The following is a 20,548-nucleotide window of genomic DNA, read 5'->3' as shown; positions in this document are numbered from 1 at the left end:
TATGGGGTTGGTCGGGGTTTAAGCAAGGAGCTGAGGTCATGGCAAGGACAGCATCTCATTTTTTTCCTTTGGTCTTTTTGTAAATAGCCCTCAGTTGATCCTCCCAATCCACGGACCAATCGTAAAAACTGGACAAAGGTTCCACAAGGCTTGCCCCAAAATCCGTTAAGGCATACTCCACTCTCGGAGGCACCTCTGGATACACTTTTCGGGAAATCATTCCGTATTTCAACAAGGCTTTTAGCGTCTGCGACAGCATTTTAGGGGAAATGCCCAGGACCTGTCGCTGCAGATCACTGTTTCGTTTTGTTCCTTGCATCAAAGTAGTCAAGATCAATAAAGTCCATTTATCGGCAATCAAGGCCAATGATACTTGTATGATACAGTTCTCATCAAAAACGCTTCTAGCGCTCAAAGATTCCAGATATGAAATTTTTTTAATTTTTTTTTCGGCTTCCATTACTATTGTTTATTCATTTACTACCCAAAAGTAAGCTATGCACTATTTAGTACCCTCTTGCGCCATGTAAGTTTCGAGCATAAATTTGTGGAAATAAATAGAAAATTAAAAAAATAATACCATGAAAACAAAAAAGTTCAATCTAATACCGGTACTGATGATTGCCTTATTTCTGACAAATATGTACTCGGTTCAGGCTCAAAAAGGGCAAACCGAAACAACGCCAAACACCCAAACAGTCTCTAATCACAATCAAGAAAGCATAGTTCAGAATCTCTTGGAAGCCTTTAACCTAGGCACAGAAAATGTCCTTGAGCTTTTTCATGAAGATGCCGTTATTGAATACCCGTATGCCCATTCACTGGGTACACCTTCAAAATTAACCAAAACTCAATATGGTAATTATTTAAAAGGTGCACTTGAGAACATGCCCGATATAGCATTTTCGCAGGTGAAAAGTTATTCTATGCAAAACCATGTAATATGGGCGGAATTCCATGGAGAAGTAGTTATCCCATCTACACATCAACTATACCAACAAGACTATGTGGCGCGAATAGTACTCAAAAATGGAGAGATAATCCACTACAAAGAGTACTGGAACCCTATGGCAGTATCTGCTATGGGAGACCATAAAGAAGTAAATAAAATGTTCAACGACAAATCAAAAAAATAAGATCATGAAAATAGTAATCGGGGCAGCCGCAGGTAATGTAGGCAGCCGTATCGCAAAAAAAGTAGCAGCAGCAGGTCATTCTGTTGTATTATTAGGGAATAAGCTGGACGCTTTGGAAAACTTGAATATCCCGGATTCGTCTTCATACGAAGTGGACATGAGTAACACAGAACAGGTGGTTGCCCACACAAGGGGAGCGGATGCGTTATTCTGGCTTGTACCACCATCACTTGGCGTATCAAGCCTAAAAGAATGGTATGATGATATCATCACTGCCGGAGTGGCTGCTATCAAAGAAAACAAGATTCCCCGAGTGGTGGCTCTTTCTTCCCTGGGCGCTGGAGCTTCCGATAACCTGGGTACGGTAACCTATGTGGGTAATTTGGAAAGAGCTTTCAAAGAAGTAGCATCAAATGTGGTTTTCTTAAGACCCGGCTATTTTATGGAAAACTTCTTGATACAAAAGAACGATATCCTCGAAAATGGTTATTTCTCCTTCCCGTATGCCACGGATCATGATATTCCTTTTATTAGTGCGGACGATATCGGGGATATAGCCGCGGAATATCTTATGGATAAGAATTGGGCGGGGCAATGGGCCAGAAATATTATGGGGCCGCGCAATATAACCCTAGAGGAGGCCGCTGTCATATTTTCGGCAGAGTTACGGCAGGAGATTGTATATAAACAAGTGAGCTATGACGATATAAAAAATCAATTCGCCCAGTTTGGTGCCAATACTACCGTTCAAAAGGAATTGGTCGACCTCTATACGGCTTTGGGAGATCCCAACGGTGCCTATGCGACACCTCGCACCTTCGAAGCGAATACTCCAACTACCCTAGCGGATGTAATCCGGACTAAGTTTATTTCAAAATAAGCAATCCATGGAGTTGTCATGAAAATAAAGTGCTTTTAGGGAACACTGATTATGGTTTAAAACTATCCTTATTGGGTAAAACTACATTTGAACACAACAAAAATATATTTCGACACATAAGACTTATTTCCCAGACCGAACTTTGTAAGTAGTAAAACTTAATCAAATGAAAATTACGCTTACAGGTTCATTGGGACGAATAGGGACACCATTGGCCCAAATATTGATCAAAGAAGGACATACGGTGAAGGTAATCAGCAGCAATCCGGCAAGAACAAATGAAATTAAGGCTTTAGGGGCCATTCCTGCCATCGGCAAATTACAGGACACCGGCTTTTTGGCCTCAAGTTTTAAAGGTGCCGACATTGTTTACACCTTAACGCCTCCAGCGGATTATTTCGACCATGGCCTTGACCTGCTTGGGTACTACAAAGAGCTTGGAAATAGTTTTGCGGAGGCCGTTCTAAAGAGTGGGGTCAAACGTGTTGTCAATCTCAGTAGCATCGGTGCGCATTTGGAAAAGGGCAATGGGATTTTGGAGGGTACGTTTCATGTCGAGAACAGCCTGAACAATTTACCGGAAGATGTTTCAGTCACTCACATACGCCCCACGGAGATCTATTACAACCTATTCCAGTTCGTCAACATGATAAAGGAACATGGGATAATAGGAAGTAACTTAGCGGAAGATGACCGGAATGCATGGGTGTCACCCCGGGATATAGCTGCCGCTATTGCTGATGAGATCGACACGTTACCATCATCCAGCAGGAAAGTGAGGTACGTAGCCAGTGAAGAGCTGACCTATAAAGAGGTGGCCCGTATCTTGGGTTCTGCAATCGGGAAGCCGGACCTGCAATGGGTAATGATCACCGACGATCAATTGCTGCAAAGTTTGGAAAGTGCAGGAATGCAACCTACAATAGCCAAGGGAATGGTGGAAATGTATGAGGCCATCCACAGTGGATTATTGTACGAAAATTATAACTTACACAAACCCGAAACCTTTGGCAATGTCAAAATGAAGGATTTTGCCAATGAGTTCGCAACAGTCTATAATCTGGAATAATAGGGTCATATGAAGCCATATAGATTAAAAACAATCGCTCAATATCATCGCTTCCGAGGGCTTCCCGGGCCTCCAAATCCTTTGATAAGTGTTTTCCGTATCGAGGAGATTACCAGGCTAAGGGATGATGAGCCTGAACATATCATCCAGGACTTTTATTCTATAGCGCTGAAAAAAAATGTGGGCGGTACTTTGCAGTATGGGCAGCAAACTTATGGTTTTGATCACGGTAAGATGTACTTTATAGCACCCAACCAAGTATATTCCATTAGGGCAACAAAGAACCTGACTCATTCGGGATGGTTGTTACTCGTACATCCCGATCTTTTTTGGAATACCCATCTTGCAACGAAGATCACGGAATATGAATATTTTGGGTATTCGGTGAACGAGGCACTCTATCTTACCGAAAAGGAGGAGGAAACCATCGTAGGTATTTTACAGGGCATTGAGGAAGAATGCCGTTCAAACATCGATAAGTTCAGCAAATCTGTCATCATTTCACGTTTCGAGACCTTATTGAACTATGCCGATAGGTTCTACCACCGTCAATTCATAACACAGGAAAAGGAGAACCACGATATCCTGGTCCGTTTGGAAAAAATATTGAAGGATCGTTTCAAGAGCGAAAAATTGATTGCCAATGGCCTGCCCTCGGTTGTGGATGTCTCTGATTCTTTGAACCTTTCGCCCAACTATTTGAGCGGCCTCTTAAAAGTACTGACAGGAAAGAGTACCCAACAGCATATCCACGATAAGCTCATTGAGAAGGCCAAAGAAAAATTGACCATAAGCGAATCCTCGATTGGGGAAATTGCATTCCAGTTGGGTTTTGAATATCCGCAGTCGTTCAGTAAATTCTTTAAATCAAAGACGAGCCTTACACCCTCAGAGTTTAGAAGATTTTTCAATTGACAGTTCATATTACTTCCTTTTCGTTTGTATCTGTCTTGTTAACCAGCCCTTACATGAAACTTGGACTGTTATAGACCTACCACCATTAATTCTGTGAACCTTTTGAACAAATGGAGCATCAGCGGTTGACGATGAAGTGTAATCCAATAACTATACTTACTTTTCAAAGTCTCGCAGTTTGACTATCTTACCATATAGACAGTAAAGGGGATGGCCTTGATCTTCCAGATACTTCTTACAACCACCAAATAAGATATGAAACGGACCAGCGACTATTCCAGGTTGGAACAAATGCAGGAAGAACAACTTCCCGTTCCGAAACACAAACTCCATGACTGGACCCACTTCGCGGGACTATATGCCGCCGAACATGTAGCGGCAACCGAGTTTGTCATTGGAGCCACATTTGTGGCCCTGGGCGTAAAGACCATGGATATTATTATTGGGCTTCTTATAGGTAATGTTTTGGCCGTGTTAAGTTGGACATTGATAACCTCGCCCATTGCCGTTGATACCCGTCTTAGCCTGTATACTTATCTAAAAAAGATTGCAGGCAAGAAAATGTCCTATTTATATGATTGGGCCAATGTGCTGATTTTTACTGTCATATCAGGTGCCATGGTCACCGTTTCGGCCACCGCAGTTCGATTTGCGTTCGATATTCCAGCCCAGTTGAATTGGTATCCCACAAATGTCTGGTTTATACTAATTGTTGTTTTGGTTGGCCTTTTTGCCGTTTTTGTTGCCATGTACGGTTTTAATGCAGTTACTGAATTTTCCGGTATATGTGCCCCTTGGTTATTTGTAATGTTTGCAAGTGGAGCTATGGTATTACTGCCTGCTTTGTCTTTATCGGTAATTGGCAAAACCATTCCTGAAAATTGGTCGGACCTCATCAGCATCGGAGATCAATCCATATGGACCGGTTTAAATAGTCGTGGCGAACCGGGCATCGGTTTGTTGGAAGTCATTGGCTTTGCATGGGCGGCCAATACCATTACCCATTTTGGATTGATCGATATGGCTTTATTGCGATTTGCCAAAAAGAAAATCTATGGTCTGGCCACCAGCTCTGGTATGATGTTCGGACATTATATTGCTTGGATCGCTGCTGGTATCATGGGGGCAGGGGCAGCTGTAATTTTGGGCAAAACCATTGTCGAGCTAGACCCAGGGGATGTGGCCTACTATGCACTGGGTTGGTCAGGATTCATAATTGTTATTGTGGCAGGATGGACCACTGCTATTACCAATTTATATCGCGCTGGATTGGCTGCACAAGCCATTTTCTACAATCATTCAAGAAAGAGGACCACTTTACTCGTAGGACTGGCCATGGTAGTCATTGCCTGTTTTCCTTTTGTGTTCTCACAGATTTTACCATTGCTCACCTATGCGGGCCTATTGGTTGTCCCTGTTGGCGCCATAGTATTTGCAGAGCATCAAATCTTTCCAAGAATTGGCTTTACGAGGTATTGGTCTAAATTTCAGGATTTCACCCATAGTTTACCTGCTGTTGCCTCTTGGATTATAGGGCTGATATTTGGTTTTGGCCTAAATTATCTCGATGTAATGTCGTTTTATTATTTGTTTATACCCACTTGGTTATTCACCATAATGGTGTATACTTTTTTAGCAGGTCGCTATGGTGCCAAAAAAACGTATCCAGAAGCAGAAGCCAAGGAAAAAGAGTTCAATGATTTAGTTGATGACTATCACGAAAAATTGGCTGCTGAAAAGTCCATACAAAAGAAAGACACTTCATTTTTTTCAAAGGTATTGAAAGTTGTTGCTATTGTGGCTTTGGGAATTACCTTGGTATTGGCGATCATTGTATTGTTTGGCAGCGATACGGAAAATGACTATTTCGCCAATCGAGAAGCCTTTTATTTCTATGGATTCATTTGTACGATTGCCTATTTCATCACAGCATATTGGGCCATGAAAAGAAACAAGATGAAAATAGAATCTTAACTCGTAACAAAGCAGAAATGAAATTAAATCAGAAAAACCTTGTTGATATTTCAAATCGAATCTCCTGTCCCACCTATGAGAGGACACAATTGAACACAGCTATTGTTCATATTGGGGTAGGTGGTTTCCACCGATCGCACCAAGCCTATTACATTCACCAATTGTTGCAAAAAAAAGGTTCCGAAAATTGGGCAATCTATGGGGTGGGTTTAAGGGAAGGAGACCGCAATATGTACAATACCTTAAAAGCGCAGGATGGTCTTTACACTTTGGTCACTCAGCACCCCAACGGAAATATCGAAAATGAAATCATCGGCTCGATTACGGAATATCAACTGGCCGTTGATGACCCTCAATCGGTTATCGACAAAATGGCAAGTCCAAACACCAAAATTGTGTCATTGACCATTACCGAAGGTGGATACAATTTTAATCCCTCAACTGGAGATTTCGATTTCGCAAATCCAGATGTACAACATGAATTGAAAAATCCACATGACCCTAGAACGGTTTATGGCTACCTGACTGCTGCCCTTCAAAAAAGACGGGCAAATGGATTGCCCCCGTTTACGATTATGTCTTGTGATAATATTCAGCATAATGGTGACATCGCCCAAAAAATGGTATTGGCTTTCACAAAAAAACAGGATGCTGAACTTGCCACTTGGATTGAAAAAGAAGTTAGTTTTCCAAATAGTATGGTTGACAGAATCACCCCGGTAACAACAACAGAAATAATTGACTATCTGATAATTGAAAATGATTTGCAGGATAAATGGCCTGTTGTTTGCGAGCCTTTCATCCAATGGGTTGTTGAAGACAATTTTTCAAATGGCAGACCACAACTTGAAGATGTCGGGGTGCAGTTTGTGCCCGATGTTACACCCTATGAAAAAATGAAGATACGACTGCTGAATGCCGGTCATTCCGTTTTGGGAATTACGGGGGCAATACATGGACATCCCACTATCGATGCTTGTATGCAGGATGAAGTGTTTGCGAAGTTTATGAGAGCTTTTATGGACAAAGAAGTTACCCCCATTTTGGGATCTATAGAAGGCATTGATATAGAGGAATACAAAGACAACCTGGAAATTCGTTTTGGCAATCCCAACATTAAGGATAGCGTCAGCAGAATCTGCTCAGAAAGCTCAGCTAAACTTCCCAAGTTCCTGATTCCCACACTTAAAGAAAATTTGGAAAAAGGCGGTAGCATCACTTATGCCACATTTATACTGGCTGCATGGTGCTATTATAGCGACAAAAGAATTGATAGGGATGGACGGCCTATTGAAATAATTGATGCCATGGCAGACCAACTTTACAGAGAAGCTAGAAAAACTAAAACAAACCCTATGGCATTTCTAAAGCAAGAATCTCTTTTTGGCAATCTTGCTAAAAATGACCGATTTGCAAAGCTATATACCCAAATGATTCGAAAAATCTATGGGGATACCTCTATCAGAGAATATATGCAGGAGATAGTTTAAATGTCTAAGCTGGTTGGTTCTATAAAATGAACATTTCCCGGGAATCCGCTCCCTCTTCCCATTCAGTCCGATTAAAGCGCCGTTTAAAGGAACTACCAATATTTGCTCAGCCTACCAGTGTTTGGTAGCTTCCATAATTACTTTGTCGTTTTCATAATTAATCTGGTTAGGTTTTTAAGACAACACAAATAAGCATCCTTAAGGAGATAATTCTAATCATCTAATCTTGTAATCTTGTTCCATTTTTCCAAATGCCATATATATCAGTTAAAGAAGAAATTTTTCTTAGGGGATCGGAGTTAAGAATCATGAAATTTGCCTTCTGGCCCTTAGCTATTGTACCAATATCGTTCAAATTAAAAACCTGCGAAGGGTTTCCTGTTGCGGTTATTAAAACTTCGATGTTGGATAATCCTGCATCTTCATAAATCTCTAATTCCCTTATTAAATCGTCATGATGGTTAATTCCATAATTGGGCGGATCTGTACCGGCAAGAATACGAATCCCGGCATCATGAATGCGCTTGATTTCTTGCTTAACTATTGACATTTTTGAGAGTGACCCTTTGAATGAATGATCAGAACCTGGACTCTGCTCGATAATTTCCCAGGCTTTACTTTGAATCATTGAAGTAGGTACGACAAATACATTGTTTTTCTTTAAAATACTAAGGGCTTCCTCGGAAGCCGATTCATTGTATGACCATAAATGGACAAATCCGTCGACTCCCAATTTAGCTATTTCAACGGCTTCATCTACTTGAGAAATATGAACCAGGACCAACTTGTTATATTCTTTAGCCGCCTTTGTAATAGCTGCGATTTGACTATAGTCCAGAGATGGAATCTCATGCCAGAGACTTCCTGGCTTTAAGTTGTTGCTTACAATTTTAATGTAGTCCGCGCCATTTTTTAATCGATTCTGAACAAACTGTCGCGGAGCTATAGATTCATTAATGGTCTGTATAGCGAACAATTGTGTCGGATGCCCTCCACGTACGGTAGCGGCGTATCCGGAACTGTAATAGCTTGCAAATCTTAAAGAATCACGTAGACCACGTAGGAAATTATCCGGGCCTTCACTGCTATGTAGATCGATTACTGCAAAAACTCCCTTGTTCAGAGCATCTTTCAGTTGGATTGTGTCCCAAAGGTGTACATGGGAGTTAACCAGACCAGGGACCATATATTTTCCGGAAGCGTCAAGGGTATCCATGCTTGAATAATGCACCAGTTTATCAGCGATTTTCAAAATACTGTCATTTTTAAGGGCAATATCAACGGTACCCCTATCATTCCATCCATCAAATAGGGTAACATTTTTGATCAGCAAATCACAATTTATCTTTTCTTGATTACAGGACAAACCCACCAAAATTGTGGCGATTGCAACGATTCTTAAAACTAATCTCATGACATTTCAGTAATACTTAATACCAAGTTTTTTGGAATTAACAAGCTTCATGCTAATAAAAGGACACAGAGTTAGTTTAATTGTTACACTCGTCGGATGTGATATCATATTTAGATATTGTAGCAAGGATCCTTGGCTTAATATGAGAATGGTCAATTGTAGCGAGATTTTTTTGGTAAAAGGCCTAACCATCAATTACCCGTGGGGAAGAGGGCGTATTACGCAGTTGAACTTCTGCAGAAAAATTTTTGAAAATTTTAAATCTGGGGTTTTGTACGGTCTTATAAAGCAACCCATATTAGGGAATCTGGTAATTTCTTTATTTGGTTCTATTAACTCGCCATCTTAAACAACTTTATTGATAGCCATTCTTTCTATTCTTCCCGCAGGACATTCACAGGATTTTTATTGGCGGCCAACAGGGTCTGCCCCACCACGGTCAATAGGGCCACTGTCAAGGCCATGGCCCCGGCACCTAAAAAATACCAACTCTTTAATTCGATACGGTAGGCGAAGCCGGAGAGCCAACTGGTGCTTAGCAGATATGCTACCGGAGCGGAGATGACGATAGATATCAGGACCAGTCTTACAAACTCGCCCGATAACATGGTTACGACCTGTAGGACACTCTGCCCGTGCACCTTTCGGATACCGATCTCCTTTTTTCTCTGCTCAGTAGTAAACGCTGCCAGACCGAAAAGCCCCAGGGATGAAATCATTATGGCCACCAAGGTAAAATATTGGGACAGAACGGAAACCCGGTTCTCCGATGCATATAGCGCTTGGTAGTCGCTGTCCAATAAGGAATATTGGAAAGTGTATCTTGGATGGAATTCCTTGTACAGACCTTCAATTTTACTTATGGTGGCCTTTTCGGCGCCTGCCTTGATCTTTACCATTACATTTTTCCCGTCCCCGGAGCCTCGGAATCTGAGAACAAGGGGTTCGATCTTGTTCCGTATAGATCCGTACTGAAAGTCCTTGACCACCCCTATGATCTCTTGCTCTCCGTCACCATACCAGATGGTTCTTCCTATCGGATCTTTCAGTCCCATCATTTTGACCGCGGACTCGTTCAACATAATTTTTGAATTATCATCGTTACGACCTTTGGAGAAAGAGCGGCCCATGAGCATCTCCATTCCCAGCGTTTCGATAACACCATAACCTACCCTTGGGGCCTTGAATACGTATTCCCTATCCGATTCCAGGCCCCTCCATGAATAACCACTTTGGTTATCGGTGCCATCGAGGATACTTCCGGGCATACTTGCAACCGTGACGACACCGGGAAGTTTTCTTAGTTCCGATAAAAATACCTCGGGATCGTAATCGTGCCTTCCCTCCCGTTGAAAACTGATAACATAGTCCCGGTCATAACCCAAATTCCTGGTCATTGTAAATCCTACCTGCCTGTCAATGACCAAAAAGCCGATGATGAATACGACCGATATCGCAAATTGTAGGATAACCAATCCGTTCCGTATCCGTTGTTTGAAAGAGGCCCTACCCTGTTTGCCCCTCAGGGCCAATACAGGGTTGAATCCGGAGAGGTAGAATGCCGGGTAACTTCCGGAAACAATACCCGTGAAAAAAACAATGCCAACTATGACGGCCAAAGCTTCCAACCCAACGTTCATAAACAACGTCTTTCCGGTAATCTCGCTGAACCGGGGAAGGAGGAGGGCTACCCAAAGGGCCGCAACTATAAGTGATAAAAAGGCCATAAGGATGGATTCCCCAAGGAATTGCACGACCAACGTTCGCCTGTTCGCCCCTATTGCTTTTTTTACCCCGATTTCCCTCATTTTTTTGGAAGCACGAGCCGTGGACAGGTTCATAAAATTAATGCAGGCCAGTAAAAGAATGCTTACGGCAAAAATGGAAAGCAACCTTACATATTCTATCCTACCCCCGTCCTGGACACCGTTTTCAAATTTACCGTAGAGATATTTCCTGGAAAATTGCTGGAGGAAAAAAGTCCCTTTGTTTGTCGAAGGATGTTTTGAGCGTACCAATTTGGTCATCTTGTCGTTGAATTCTTCCACATCGGTACCCTCTTTTAGCACCAGGTACGTTTCCGCGTAACGGCTGTTCCATTGCCCTGCGTACCGGTCTCTTTCCAATATGATCCCATAGCTGAAAATGACGTCGAACCGTTTTGTTGTGTTGGAGGGTACGTCCCCGAAGACAGCAGTTATATAAAAAGATCCTTCAAAAAATGAATGGTTCCATTCCAAGGTGCTGCCGACCACGTTTTCCGAGTCTCCAAAGAGCTTATCGGCCAACGTTTCGGATATGATAATGCCGTTACGATCCAAAAGTGCTTCGTCCTTGCTGCCCGCTGCAAGGGGATACGGGAACACATCGAAGAACCCTGGGGTCGCGAACATTCCCTTGACCTTGATGTGCCGTTCCCCGTTCGAGATCACCCCATTGCCCTTGAAGCCGTGCGTAAAGGCATTGATGGCCGTGGCGGATTCAACTTCCGGCAGTTCATCCTTCAAGGTGCGCGCCATTGGATCGGACGTATACTGCCATGTCTTGATTCCTTCCGTGGATTGGCGATTCTCAAGGACTTGGTAAAGCCGTCCATCTTTGGCAAGGGACCGATTCATGTTCAGTTCATCGTTGACCCATAAAAAGATCAATATTGCACAGGCCAGACCCGTGGATAGACCGATGATATTGATTATAAAGGAAACCCTACTCTTTTTGATGTTCCTCAGGAAAAGTTTGATGTTGTATTTGAGCATGGCGTTTATGTTCACTTCCAAATTTTGCGGAGCCCCGTTTTTTACGGACTAAATGGATTTATTTACTGGAAATCTGATTTTAGGGGCCTTATTGCCCGGATATTGTTACAATGAAAAGACTGCCTAAAACTCCAATGGTTACATTTTTTTGGGATTTATTGGCTTGGTCCTTCATGATTGAAGTAAGGAAAGAAGGGTATCCCTAAAAGGAACAATTCTTGGGAATTTGATTATTTAAGGATTTAGTCCGATTAACCTGCCGTTTTTTAGGACATCACCTCTACTTCATTCTATTCCTTTAATCAGCTGTGGTCGACAAATACGTTAAATTCATTTTGTTCCTTTACTACTATAGGACCAACGACTTGAAAGGCTTGATAGTATTACATTTTTGATGTACCAAGCCGGTTGCATCGACATTTGGTGCACCACGCCCCTTCCCTTATAAAGGTTTCCGTTCAAAGTCTAATTTTTTAATCTCCTCTTAGTCCGGTTGTCATAGTTATTGCTTATCAATCATTGGCATATTGTTTTTTAAAGGCCAAAGGGTTTTCCAGAGTAATAGCCTTAAAAACCCGATTGAAATAAGAAAGGCTTTCAAAACCACAAGCGTAACACACTTCACTGACATTTTTGTCCAATAACAGTAGACGTTTGGCTTGATTGATGCGATATTGATTCAAAAATTCAGTAAATGTCAAATGTGTTGCCTGTTTGAAATAACGACAAAAAGCAACTTTTGTCAGGTGGCATAAATCGGCAACTTCTTCCACTTTTATTTTGCGTTGATAATTAGTCTCAATAAAATCATATAGCAATTGGAGCCGTTCTTGCGATTTTCTAGTGTATTGATTCTTTACTGGACTATCATGCAATAACTTAATTTCTGTACTATGTGCCAATAATTGAAATACTCGCAACACTTCTAAAAATTGTTCAAATGGGTGTAAAACAGGTAATTTTTCAAGCATTTCTCCTACAATAGTCTTTGTTTTGCCTTCAATGACAATACCATATTTCGATTGTTCAAAAAATCGATGAACAGCCAATAGTTCTGGAGTCTGAATCGAATTTTCCTTTAAAAAATCGGGTCGAATATGCAAAACCGTTTTTTTGTAATCAGTCTTTACTCCGTAATCAACGTTAAGATGTGGAATATTTGAGCCAATAAAAACTAAACTACTGCTTTCATATCGGGATATATGTTGGCCGATATGACGTCTGCCGTTCGCACCCTCGATATAGGTAAGCTCCAATTCTGGGTGATAATGCCAAAAGTAAAAATCGTTCATTCGTGAATTGGGCAAGATTTGAAACGAACTATTGCTAGCGGGTTGTATGGATTCCAATTGAATTTTCATCGTCAATACACTTTTACCAAGGCAAAAATCGCAAAAAATGTTTATATAGTTCAAAAAGTGATGAATTTTGAGGTAGAACGCCCCTCTCTGTAATTTTATCTTCGCTACATTATTTCACTTTTAAAAAGATGTAGGATATGCTTACTAAACAAGAAATTGATTTTTTAGATAACAACGGTTATCTCAATTTGGGTCAATTATTAATGCCAGAACAAGTAATTCAAATTAATGAACGCCTCGCTGAACTACTGCAGTTGGAAGGCGACAATGCAGGGTTAGAATTGGGAAAATCAAAATATATCCGCCATCCGAAAGAAGAAGGGACGGACCGCTTGGCGGATTTAGTCAATAAAGGCTCTGTTTTTGATATTTTTTACACTCATCCTAGGGTATTGTCTGGTATTGAAGCCGTATTAGGGCAGACATACAAATTATCGTCACTAAATTATCGGGCTGCAAAACCAGGCAAAGGGCAGCAAAGACTTCACGTTGATTGGAAAAATGCTGTAGCGAGCGGTTCTTTTAAAGTCTGCAATAGTATTTGGCTTTTAGATGATTTTACGGAACACAATGGGTCTACCCGCATAGTCCCTAAAACGCATAAATCGAGTATTCTGCCTGAGGAAGCTATGTCAGATCCTAATGACGAGCATCCTGACGAAATTCGCATTATGGCACCTGCAGGCTCTGTTTTTATTTTTAATTCGCATGTATGGCATGGTGGTACAACCAATCAAACAAGCCATGACCGACGGAGTATTCACAGTTATTTTTGTACAAGAGACCAACCTCAACAAATTGACCAGAGGGAATGTATAACCCGAGAAGTTTTACAACGCATTGGTGAAAAGGGCAAGTATATTTTAGATGTTTAAGAAGAACTGAGTTAAAATTTTCCGATTTTTATTGAATAGCTTAATTTTCAATTGTCCCATAAAACGAACGTGGTTGTTGCACAACTCTGATATTCATCAATTCTTGCTTTCATAAGCGTTGGGAAATGGGTAACTTATGGTATGCAAGGCAGAAAGAACTACACCGAAAAACTGTTCCTCAGCTTCAGGCTGTCGGACCGTGTTCCCAAGGACAACCTTTACAGAAGGCTCCGCGAAACGCTCGACCTGAGCTTTCTTTACCGGGACACAGAGGAACTATATGGCAGGACGGGCAACCCGTCAATCGACCCAGTGGTCTTCTTCAAGCTTTTGATCACGGGATACCTGGAGAACATAACCTCCGACCGAAAACTGGTGGAACACTGCGGTATGCGAATGGACGTGCTCTACTTCCTGGGCTATGACCTGGACGAAGAGCTGCCATGGCACTCGACGATCAGCAGGACAAGACAGCTTTACCCGGAATCCCTTTTCGAGAAACTCTTCAACAAGGTATTTGCCCTTTGCGTCGACAGCGGGATGGTGTCCGGCCGCACCCAGGCCGTGGACTCGGCCCCGATAAAGGCAAACGCATCCATGGAAAGCGTGGTGCCGAAAATGCCTGCCAGCCCCATGGACGACCACTTGAAAAAAGTGTCGGAAGAAAACGGGGCAACCGGGCAAAAACAAGCGAAGACCGCTTCTCCCGCACATATCTCCGCCCCCGAACACGAGCTGAAGCGTGTGGAGAAACACCACCGGAACCTGAGGGAGGGTCCGGTGCAACTGATGGGCGCATCCCACAAAAAGGCACGCTTGCTGAGCAACAAGACACACTACAACCCCCATGACCCGGATGCCCGCATATCGGTAAAACCGGGCAAGGCCAGAAAGCTGAACTACCTTTGTAGTATGTCGGTCGATACGGCGAAAGGTGTCATCTCCCATATTCAGGCGGACTTTGCCGACGGCAGGGACAGCCAATACCTGAAGGGTATCGGCTTAAAGGTCCAGGACCGTTTAGGACAGAACGAGCTTGTAATGACGGACCTGTTGGCGGACACAGGGTATTCCAACGGCTCCAACTACGATTTTCTTGAACAAAGGAAGCTTACCGGATGGATACCCGTCTTCGGGAAATTTAAACCCGGGATAGAGGGTTTCCCCTACGACAGGGAAAGGGACGAGTACCGTTGCCCGACGGACAGGCCGCTGCCCTTCAAGGGGCTCAGTACCAACAAGTACGGCACTGTGCTGAAAAACTACTGGGCGGCACCAAGGGACTGCAGGGCCTGCCACATGAAACCCCAATGTGCGCCAAAAACGAGGAGCAAAAAAATCGCCAGAACAATCTATGACGAACAATACCTGAGGGCCTACGCCCGACAACACAGCGAAAGGGGCCGGCAAATGAAAAGACTCAGGCAAAGTACAGTGGAACCGGTGTTCGGCAGCCTGACCCAGTTCTATGGCTTGAGAAAAATAGGTGTACTGGGCAAGGCGGGTGCACATAAGGTCATGTTGATGGCAGCAATTGCCTTCAACCTGAAAAAGTACCTCAAGAAAGGGGGAGGGAAACCCTTCATAAGTATTTTAAAGGTCATTATGGATGCCCTACAAGGCTTGCTGACCGATTTTCACTGGTCGATCCAATCGAGACCGATCCTCATAAAGGCATAATGAAAACTACCCTCTTGAGCCTAATTCTTGTTCAAAGACTACTTATGCAACAGCCACGAACATTTTTGGGGAATTGGATAATTTTCAACACTAGTTCCACTAATTCGCCAATTTATAGCTCTTTTTCTACCTTGATCAGACATTTTTTTTGGAAACACGATCTGTGGTCTTACTTTTTAAAGGAGCCAACGGCATAGATGATATTAGCGGATCAATTTGGCTTAAAAACAAGATTCGGCAATCCTATAAGCCGAATTGTCAAAATGAGCAATGGGACATGTTAAGATTTGAAACTTTTCTGTTAGTGATATCTGCAAAGTATCCACAAATTTATGGCAACAGATCTATTTAAAAATTAGATACCTTTAAGAGTCTAATATTTTGGAGATGAAACAATTACCTCTCCCTTTTGTTTTTTTGTTTACGGTATTGCTGTTTTCACAGTCCAGGGTAGATAGTCTTGAATCCAAATTAGCCCGGACAGAAGAAGATACGCTCAAAATAAAGATTCTTCATGAACTCTATTATCAATTGGAAAACAAATCCCCGGAGGAAGCATATAGGGTGGCAAAGGAAGCATTATCTATCGGAGAGAACCTAAAAAAAGGCCCGCTTCATATTGAAAGCCATAACGTTTATGGTGATTACTGGTATTCCCAATCTGATTTTGATATGGCTATTGAAGCCTATAGGAAGGCTGAAATGTTGGCCAAAGAGATAGGGTCAATTGAAGGGGAGTCCAATGCCCTTTTTGGTTTGGGTAATGCGTTTCTACGAAAAGGAAATTTCGAAAAAGCTAAAGAATGCCATGAAAAGAAGTTGGTATTTGCAGAAGAGCTAAATGATAGGGAAAGCATTGCCGGTTCATATAACAGTCTAGGGCTAATAAGTACAGAGCAAGGTAACTTGACCGAGGCCATGGAATATTTTATCGAGGCTTCAAAAATATACCGAGAGGTTGGGCATCTTAAATATTATTCCATTACGTTAATGAGCATCGGCATGGTCCATAGGCAATTGGGCAACAATGATAAAGCCAAACATTATTATTTGGAAAGCGATAGTATCAGTATCCTGTTGGACGATGAATTGGGAAGGGCCTATGTGCTGAACAATTTGGCCATAATAAGCAAAAACACAAATCGGTTGGAGGAAGCCGTCAGATATAATAAAAAGGCCTTGGAGCTTTTTGAGAAGCTAGGGAATAAAAAAAAGGTAGGGGAAATTTACTATAATGAGGGAAGTATTCTTTTAAAAAAGAACGCGTACAGGGATGCTTTGCCAGCTTATCAAAAATCCCTTCAAATAGCATTGCAAACAAACGATTCGGTGATGATCGCTTTTTCAAATTGTAACCTTGGGCGGACCTATTTGCTGCTCAAGGATTTCGAAAAAGCTGAAATGCATCTACTCAACTCATCCAACATATCGGAAGAAATCAATTTATTCCCTATTGAAAAGGATTCCTATGAACTTCTTTCAGAGGTTTATGAGAAAATGGGCAATTTCAACAAAGCATATTTTAGCAGAACCAAATATTCGATTTTAAAAGACAGTCTTTTTACCAAGGAAAAAAGAAATTTGGCCAATGAAATTGAAGCAAAATATCAAAATGAACAAAAAACCAAGGAAATTGCATTACTCGAATCAGAAAGAGCGTTCAAGGAGCTGCAATTGGGAAAACGTATCAACGAACGTAACGGAATAATAGCGTTTTCGGTTGTGCTACTGTTACTCGCCGGATTGCTCTACAACCAATATCGTGTCAAACAGAAAACGAACAAAGAGCTACGTGAATTGGACCGGCTAAAGTCTAACTTTTTTGCCAACATATCACATGAGTTCAGGACCCCCTTGACCTTGATCAAGGGCCCGATCGAACAATTGGAGCAAAGCCCTGATGAAGGCCTCCCCATCGAAAGTATAAAAATGATACGACGCAATAACAATCGCGTGCTGCAACTGGTAAACCAGCTTCTTGATCTGTCAAAAATTGATGAGGGTAACCTACAATTGGAAAAAACCGAAGGGGACGTTTATAAATGCCTCAGGGGCGCAGCTTCCTCATTTAATTCACATGCCGCCCAAAGAAATATAGATTATAAAGTTCAGATTCCACATAAGGTGCTTTGGGCCACTTTTGATCGCGATAAACTGGAAAAGATCCTATACAATCTTTTGGGCAATGCCTTCAAGTTTATCGGTGATGGTGGGTTGATTTCTTTTTCCACAACCTACGGAAAAGGCGAATTAAAAATGGTTATATCCGACACCGGGATGGGAATTGCCGCGAAAAAACTTCCTTATATTTTTGACCGCTTTTATCAAGTACACAGAGGTGATACCAAAGACCATGAAGGTTCGGGGATAGGGCTTTCATTGTCAAAAGACCTGGTTGAATTGATGGATGGGACGATTACGGTTTCAAGCGAAGTGGGCAAGGGAACGATTTTCACATTGGTAATTCCCATCCAGAAAATAAGGATGGGGTTCCAAGAGAACATCAAAAAACCCTATCCTGGTGGTGATGAAATAAAAACTCCCCGAACTTCCTATACGTTGGAAAGGCCGGACTTAAGAGAACTGCCGTCGGTACTGTTGGTAGAGGACAACCCTGATATGTCTTATTTTATCAAAGAGCAGCTCCAGAAGAATTATAGGGTTCAAAAGGCAAAAAATGGAAAGATTGGTTTAAAACTGGCAAAGAGCAAAAGTCCGGATTTGATCATTACCGATGTAATGATGCCCGAAATGGACGGAGTTGAGCTTTGTAAATCTTTGAAAGCAGATCTTGATACCAGCCATATTCCTGTTATTATGTTGACGGCAAAGGCAGGAATGGAAAACAAAATGGTAGGGCTGCAAACAGGGGCCGATGACTACCTTACCAAACCCTTTGAACCCAAAGAACTATTGGCACGCGTAGAAAACCTAATCGAACAAAGAAAAAAGCTTCGAGTACTTTTTGCCAAAAAAGAAGCTTCCTTCAATCCAAAAGAGGTAACGGTCACCTCAATTGATGAGACCTTTTTACAGAACGTCCTGGATCTTTTGGAAAAAGAATTTTGGAACCCTGATTTTGGGGTTCCCCAAATGCAAAAGGCCTTGGCCTTGAGCAAGGCACAGTTACATCGAAAACTAAAAGCGTTGACCAATGAATCCCCTGGGGAACTACTGCGGAATTTTCGATTGAAACGAGCTGCACAGTTATTATCCAAAAAAGCGGACACCGTCACACAAATTGCATATGCCGTGGGCTTCAATAACCTCTCTTATTTCGCCAAATGCTTTAAAGAACTCTATGGGGTTCCTCCTTCTTCTTACCGATGAATTGAAGAATAGTCCTGTTCCATATCATATTTAATGTAATGTGAGACCATGGTGTCACTATCTGAGACCATGCTCATAGCACACTTTTGGACCTGCACATACTTTTATTCATAAATGTTCCCAATCAGTCTAATCAGTAATAATCTAAAAAATCAAGTTATGGATTTAGCAAAAAAGATTATGGGATTGCTAAGGTCTCAAGGACAAAATGGTTGGATTATTCTAGCACTTCTATGTTATCTACCATTAGCGTGCGCTCAAAATGATGAACCAACTTCAGATGATGACTTACAATCCAAAGAAGTTTCTGGCACCATTTCGGGAACCGTAACAGATGAAGATGGCAATGTCTATCCCGGAGTTCAGATAACCATTTCAAAAGGCAACGAGACTTCAAATCAGGCCACCGATTCAGAAGGTAAATTTCAATTCAGCACAAAATCAATTGGTATGCACAGTACAATGATTGAATTGCCCTTGTCAACCGAGGCTGTTTCTAGCGCCAAAGTTTCAATAGACGTAATGGAAAATCAAGATTCAAAGGTAGATTTTGATATTCTGCCACAGTCCGTCAAGGCCCATTTGAATCTTGGAAGCGTACAGTTGCTGGAAGAAATTGTGGATAAAAATGGTAATTCCCCCACGGCGCCCAATGAACCACTGTATGCGGCCAACATTTTTGATCAGCCCCTCGGTCTACTTACAGCGATCAAAGCACCTGATGGACATCATGTTACTTTGGCCGAATTCAAGAAAGCAAAGGGTAATTTGAGGGTTCATTGCAATGGTGACAAAGCATTTGTGAACGTCACCCTTGAGGGAATGATACCCAATGGCACATATACCTTTTGGCTGGCCTATTTGAACAAAACCCGTAAAGTGGGGGAGAACATTGATTTTATGAATGATTTTGTTTACCGAACAAACCCACCAGTCGGAGCATCGAACGGAACGGAAAATATAGCTGTTGCAGATGCTAACGGCGTCATCAATAGAGTGTTGGAACATGATTCTTGTATTCTTACCGATGAGGTAGCACTGGTCATACCAATATTATATCACATCAATGGGGAGACCTTTGGAGGGGGACATGTACCGGATCCAGAAGAAATGGTTCATATGTTGGCATACTTTCAATAAATCAAATCTAATACAAAAATTCAATCATGAGAACGCGCATAAACAATTCTATTTTCACTGTTTTTTTGATACTTTTTTTAAGCTGTAGCAAAGATGATGGAGAGTCCATCGCTTCAATCAATGCAAGTACACAGACCTTTGAGTTAAACGGGATCAATAATTGTAACACCACTCTCGGCACAGGAAGCACTTTCGTAATGACCATTCCGTACACCTCTTCCGATGGAGTGAGCATTGAACGTCTTCAGATAAATACAAAAGTTTCCGATGGAGGCACGGAAAGTGGCATCAATACGCAATTTACTGATAATGGCAGTAGCGTCGTCTGGGCTGTCTGTTTTAGGTTTGGCACACAAGATTGGGTAGAATATGAGGTCATGTTGGAAGGTAGTGATGGTTCTGTCAGTAACACATCCACGATAAGGATCAACAAACCCGGCGGAGCCGGGTAGAAACTTGTTTTCTATTCCAAATGCTGCGGAAACAGAAAATCATTGTACGGAAAAAGGGTCTATGAATAATACCTAC

General features: G+C 42.0%; 15 protein-coding genes. 11 read left to right on the top strand and 4 right to left on the bottom strand.

Translation table 11 applies throughout. The features are described 5' to 3' along the window. Positions 1-55 precede the first annotated feature (55 nt). Complete coding sequence (locus ACO06Y_RS09015) at positions 56-460, bottom strand: winged helix-turn-helix transcriptional regulator (RefSeq protein WP_422083512.1); 405 nt, start codon at positions 458-460, stop codon at positions 56-58. Between the two features lie 121 nt (positions 461-581). Here ACO06Y_RS09015 and ACO06Y_RS09010 point away from each other — a divergent pair, with 121 nt between their 5' ends. The 6 genes from ACO06Y_RS09010 (at position 582) to ACO06Y_RS08985 (ending at position 7,464) form a co-directional block, all read left to right on the top strand. After that, positions 582-1,136 (top strand): nuclear transport factor 2 family protein, encoded by a 555-nt coding sequence (locus ACO06Y_RS09010; RefSeq protein ID WP_422083511.1) that lies wholly within the window; start codon positions 582-584, stop codon positions 1,134-1,136. A 4-nt stretch (positions 1,137-1,140) separates the two neighbouring features. Further along, positions 1,141-2,016, top strand: a complete 876-nt coding sequence (locus ACO06Y_RS09005; protein WP_422083510.1) for an NAD(P)H-binding protein — start codon at positions 1,141-1,143, stop codon at positions 2,014-2,016. Positions 2,017-2,182: 166 nt separating this feature from the next. Then, positions 2,183-3,085 (top strand): NmrA family NAD(P)-binding protein, encoded by a 903-nt coding sequence (locus tag ACO06Y_RS09000; protein ID WP_422083509.1) that lies wholly within the window; start codon positions 2,183-2,185, stop codon positions 3,083-3,085. A gap of 9 nt (positions 3,086-3,094) precedes the next feature. Next, on the top strand, positions 3,095-4,000 hold the full coding sequence (locus ACO06Y_RS08995) for a helix-turn-helix domain-containing protein (protein ID WP_422083508.1): 906 nt from the start codon (positions 3,095-3,097) through the stop codon (positions 3,998-4,000). A gap of 255 nt (positions 4,001-4,255) precedes the next feature. Beyond that, positions 4,256-5,974, top strand: coding sequence for a purine-cytosine permease family protein (locus ACO06Y_RS08990; RefSeq protein WP_422083507.1), 1,719 nt, complete (start codon positions 4,256-4,258; stop codon positions 5,972-5,974). Between the two features lie 17 nt (positions 5,975-5,991). Beyond that, positions 5,992-7,464 (top strand): mannitol dehydrogenase family protein, encoded by a 1,473-nt coding sequence (locus tag ACO06Y_RS08985; RefSeq protein ID WP_422083506.1) that lies wholly within the window; start codon positions 5,992-5,994, stop codon positions 7,462-7,464. Between the two features lie 220 nt (positions 7,465-7,684). On the opposite strand, the gene ACO06Y_RS08980 is transcribed toward ACO06Y_RS08985, so the two are convergent. The 3 genes from ACO06Y_RS08980 to ACO06Y_RS08970 form a co-directional block, all read right to left on the bottom strand. After that, positions 7,685-8,878 (bottom strand): amidohydrolase family protein, encoded by a 1,194-nt coding sequence (locus ACO06Y_RS08980; RefSeq protein WP_422083505.1) that lies wholly within the window; start codon positions 8,876-8,878, stop codon positions 7,685-7,687. Positions 8,879-9,252: 374 nt separating this feature from the next. After that, the gene (locus ACO06Y_RS08975) at positions 9,253-11,649 is read right to left on the bottom strand and encodes an ABC transporter permease (RefSeq protein WP_422084250.1); all 2,397 of its coding nucleotides are present in this window, start codon (positions 11,647-11,649) and stop codon (positions 9,253-9,255) included. 497 nt (positions 11,650-12,146) lie between these two features. After that, positions 12,147-12,995: a helix-turn-helix domain-containing protein gene (locus tag ACO06Y_RS08970; protein WP_422083504.1), complete on the bottom strand. Its 849-nt coding sequence runs from the start codon at positions 12,993-12,995 to the stop codon at positions 12,147-12,149. A gap of 137 nt (positions 12,996-13,132) precedes the next feature. Between ACO06Y_RS08970 and ACO06Y_RS08965 the strand changes: the two genes are divergently transcribed. The 5 genes from ACO06Y_RS08965 (at position 13,133) to ACO06Y_RS08945 (ending at position 20,472) form a co-directional block, all read left to right on the top strand. Next, a complete protein-coding gene (locus tag ACO06Y_RS08965; RefSeq protein WP_422083503.1) occupies positions 13,133-13,870 on the top strand; it encodes a phytanoyl-CoA dioxygenase family protein in 738 nt (245 codons plus the stop codon). A 141-nt stretch (positions 13,871-14,011) separates the two neighbouring features. Beyond that, positions 14,012-15,550, top strand: coding sequence for an IS1182 family transposase (locus tag ACO06Y_RS08960; protein WP_422080522.1), 1,539 nt, complete (start codon positions 14,012-14,014; stop codon positions 15,548-15,550). Between the two features lie 387 nt (positions 15,551-15,937). After that, positions 15,938-18,880, top strand: a complete 2,943-nt coding sequence (locus ACO06Y_RS08955) for a tetratricopeptide repeat protein (protein WP_422083502.1) — start codon at positions 15,938-15,940, stop codon at positions 18,878-18,880. A gap of 159 nt (positions 18,881-19,039) precedes the next feature. Beyond that, positions 19,040-20,020 (top strand): carboxypeptidase-like regulatory domain-containing protein, encoded by a 981-nt coding sequence (locus tag ACO06Y_RS08950; RefSeq protein WP_422083501.1) that lies wholly within the window; start codon positions 19,040-19,042, stop codon positions 20,018-20,020. A gap of 26 nt (positions 20,021-20,046) precedes the next feature. Beyond that, positions 20,047-20,472 (top strand): hypothetical protein, encoded by a 426-nt coding sequence (locus tag ACO06Y_RS08945; RefSeq protein WP_422083500.1) that lies wholly within the window; start codon positions 20,047-20,049, stop codon positions 20,470-20,472. Positions 20,473-20,548 lie beyond the last annotated feature (76 nt).

This window comes from Ulvibacterium sp. (assembly GCF_965228935.1).
Lineage (GTDB): Bacteria > Bacteroidota > Bacteroidia > Flavobacteriales > Flavobacteriaceae > Ulvibacterium.
This window is presented reverse-complemented; position numbering and strand designations above follow the sequence as displayed.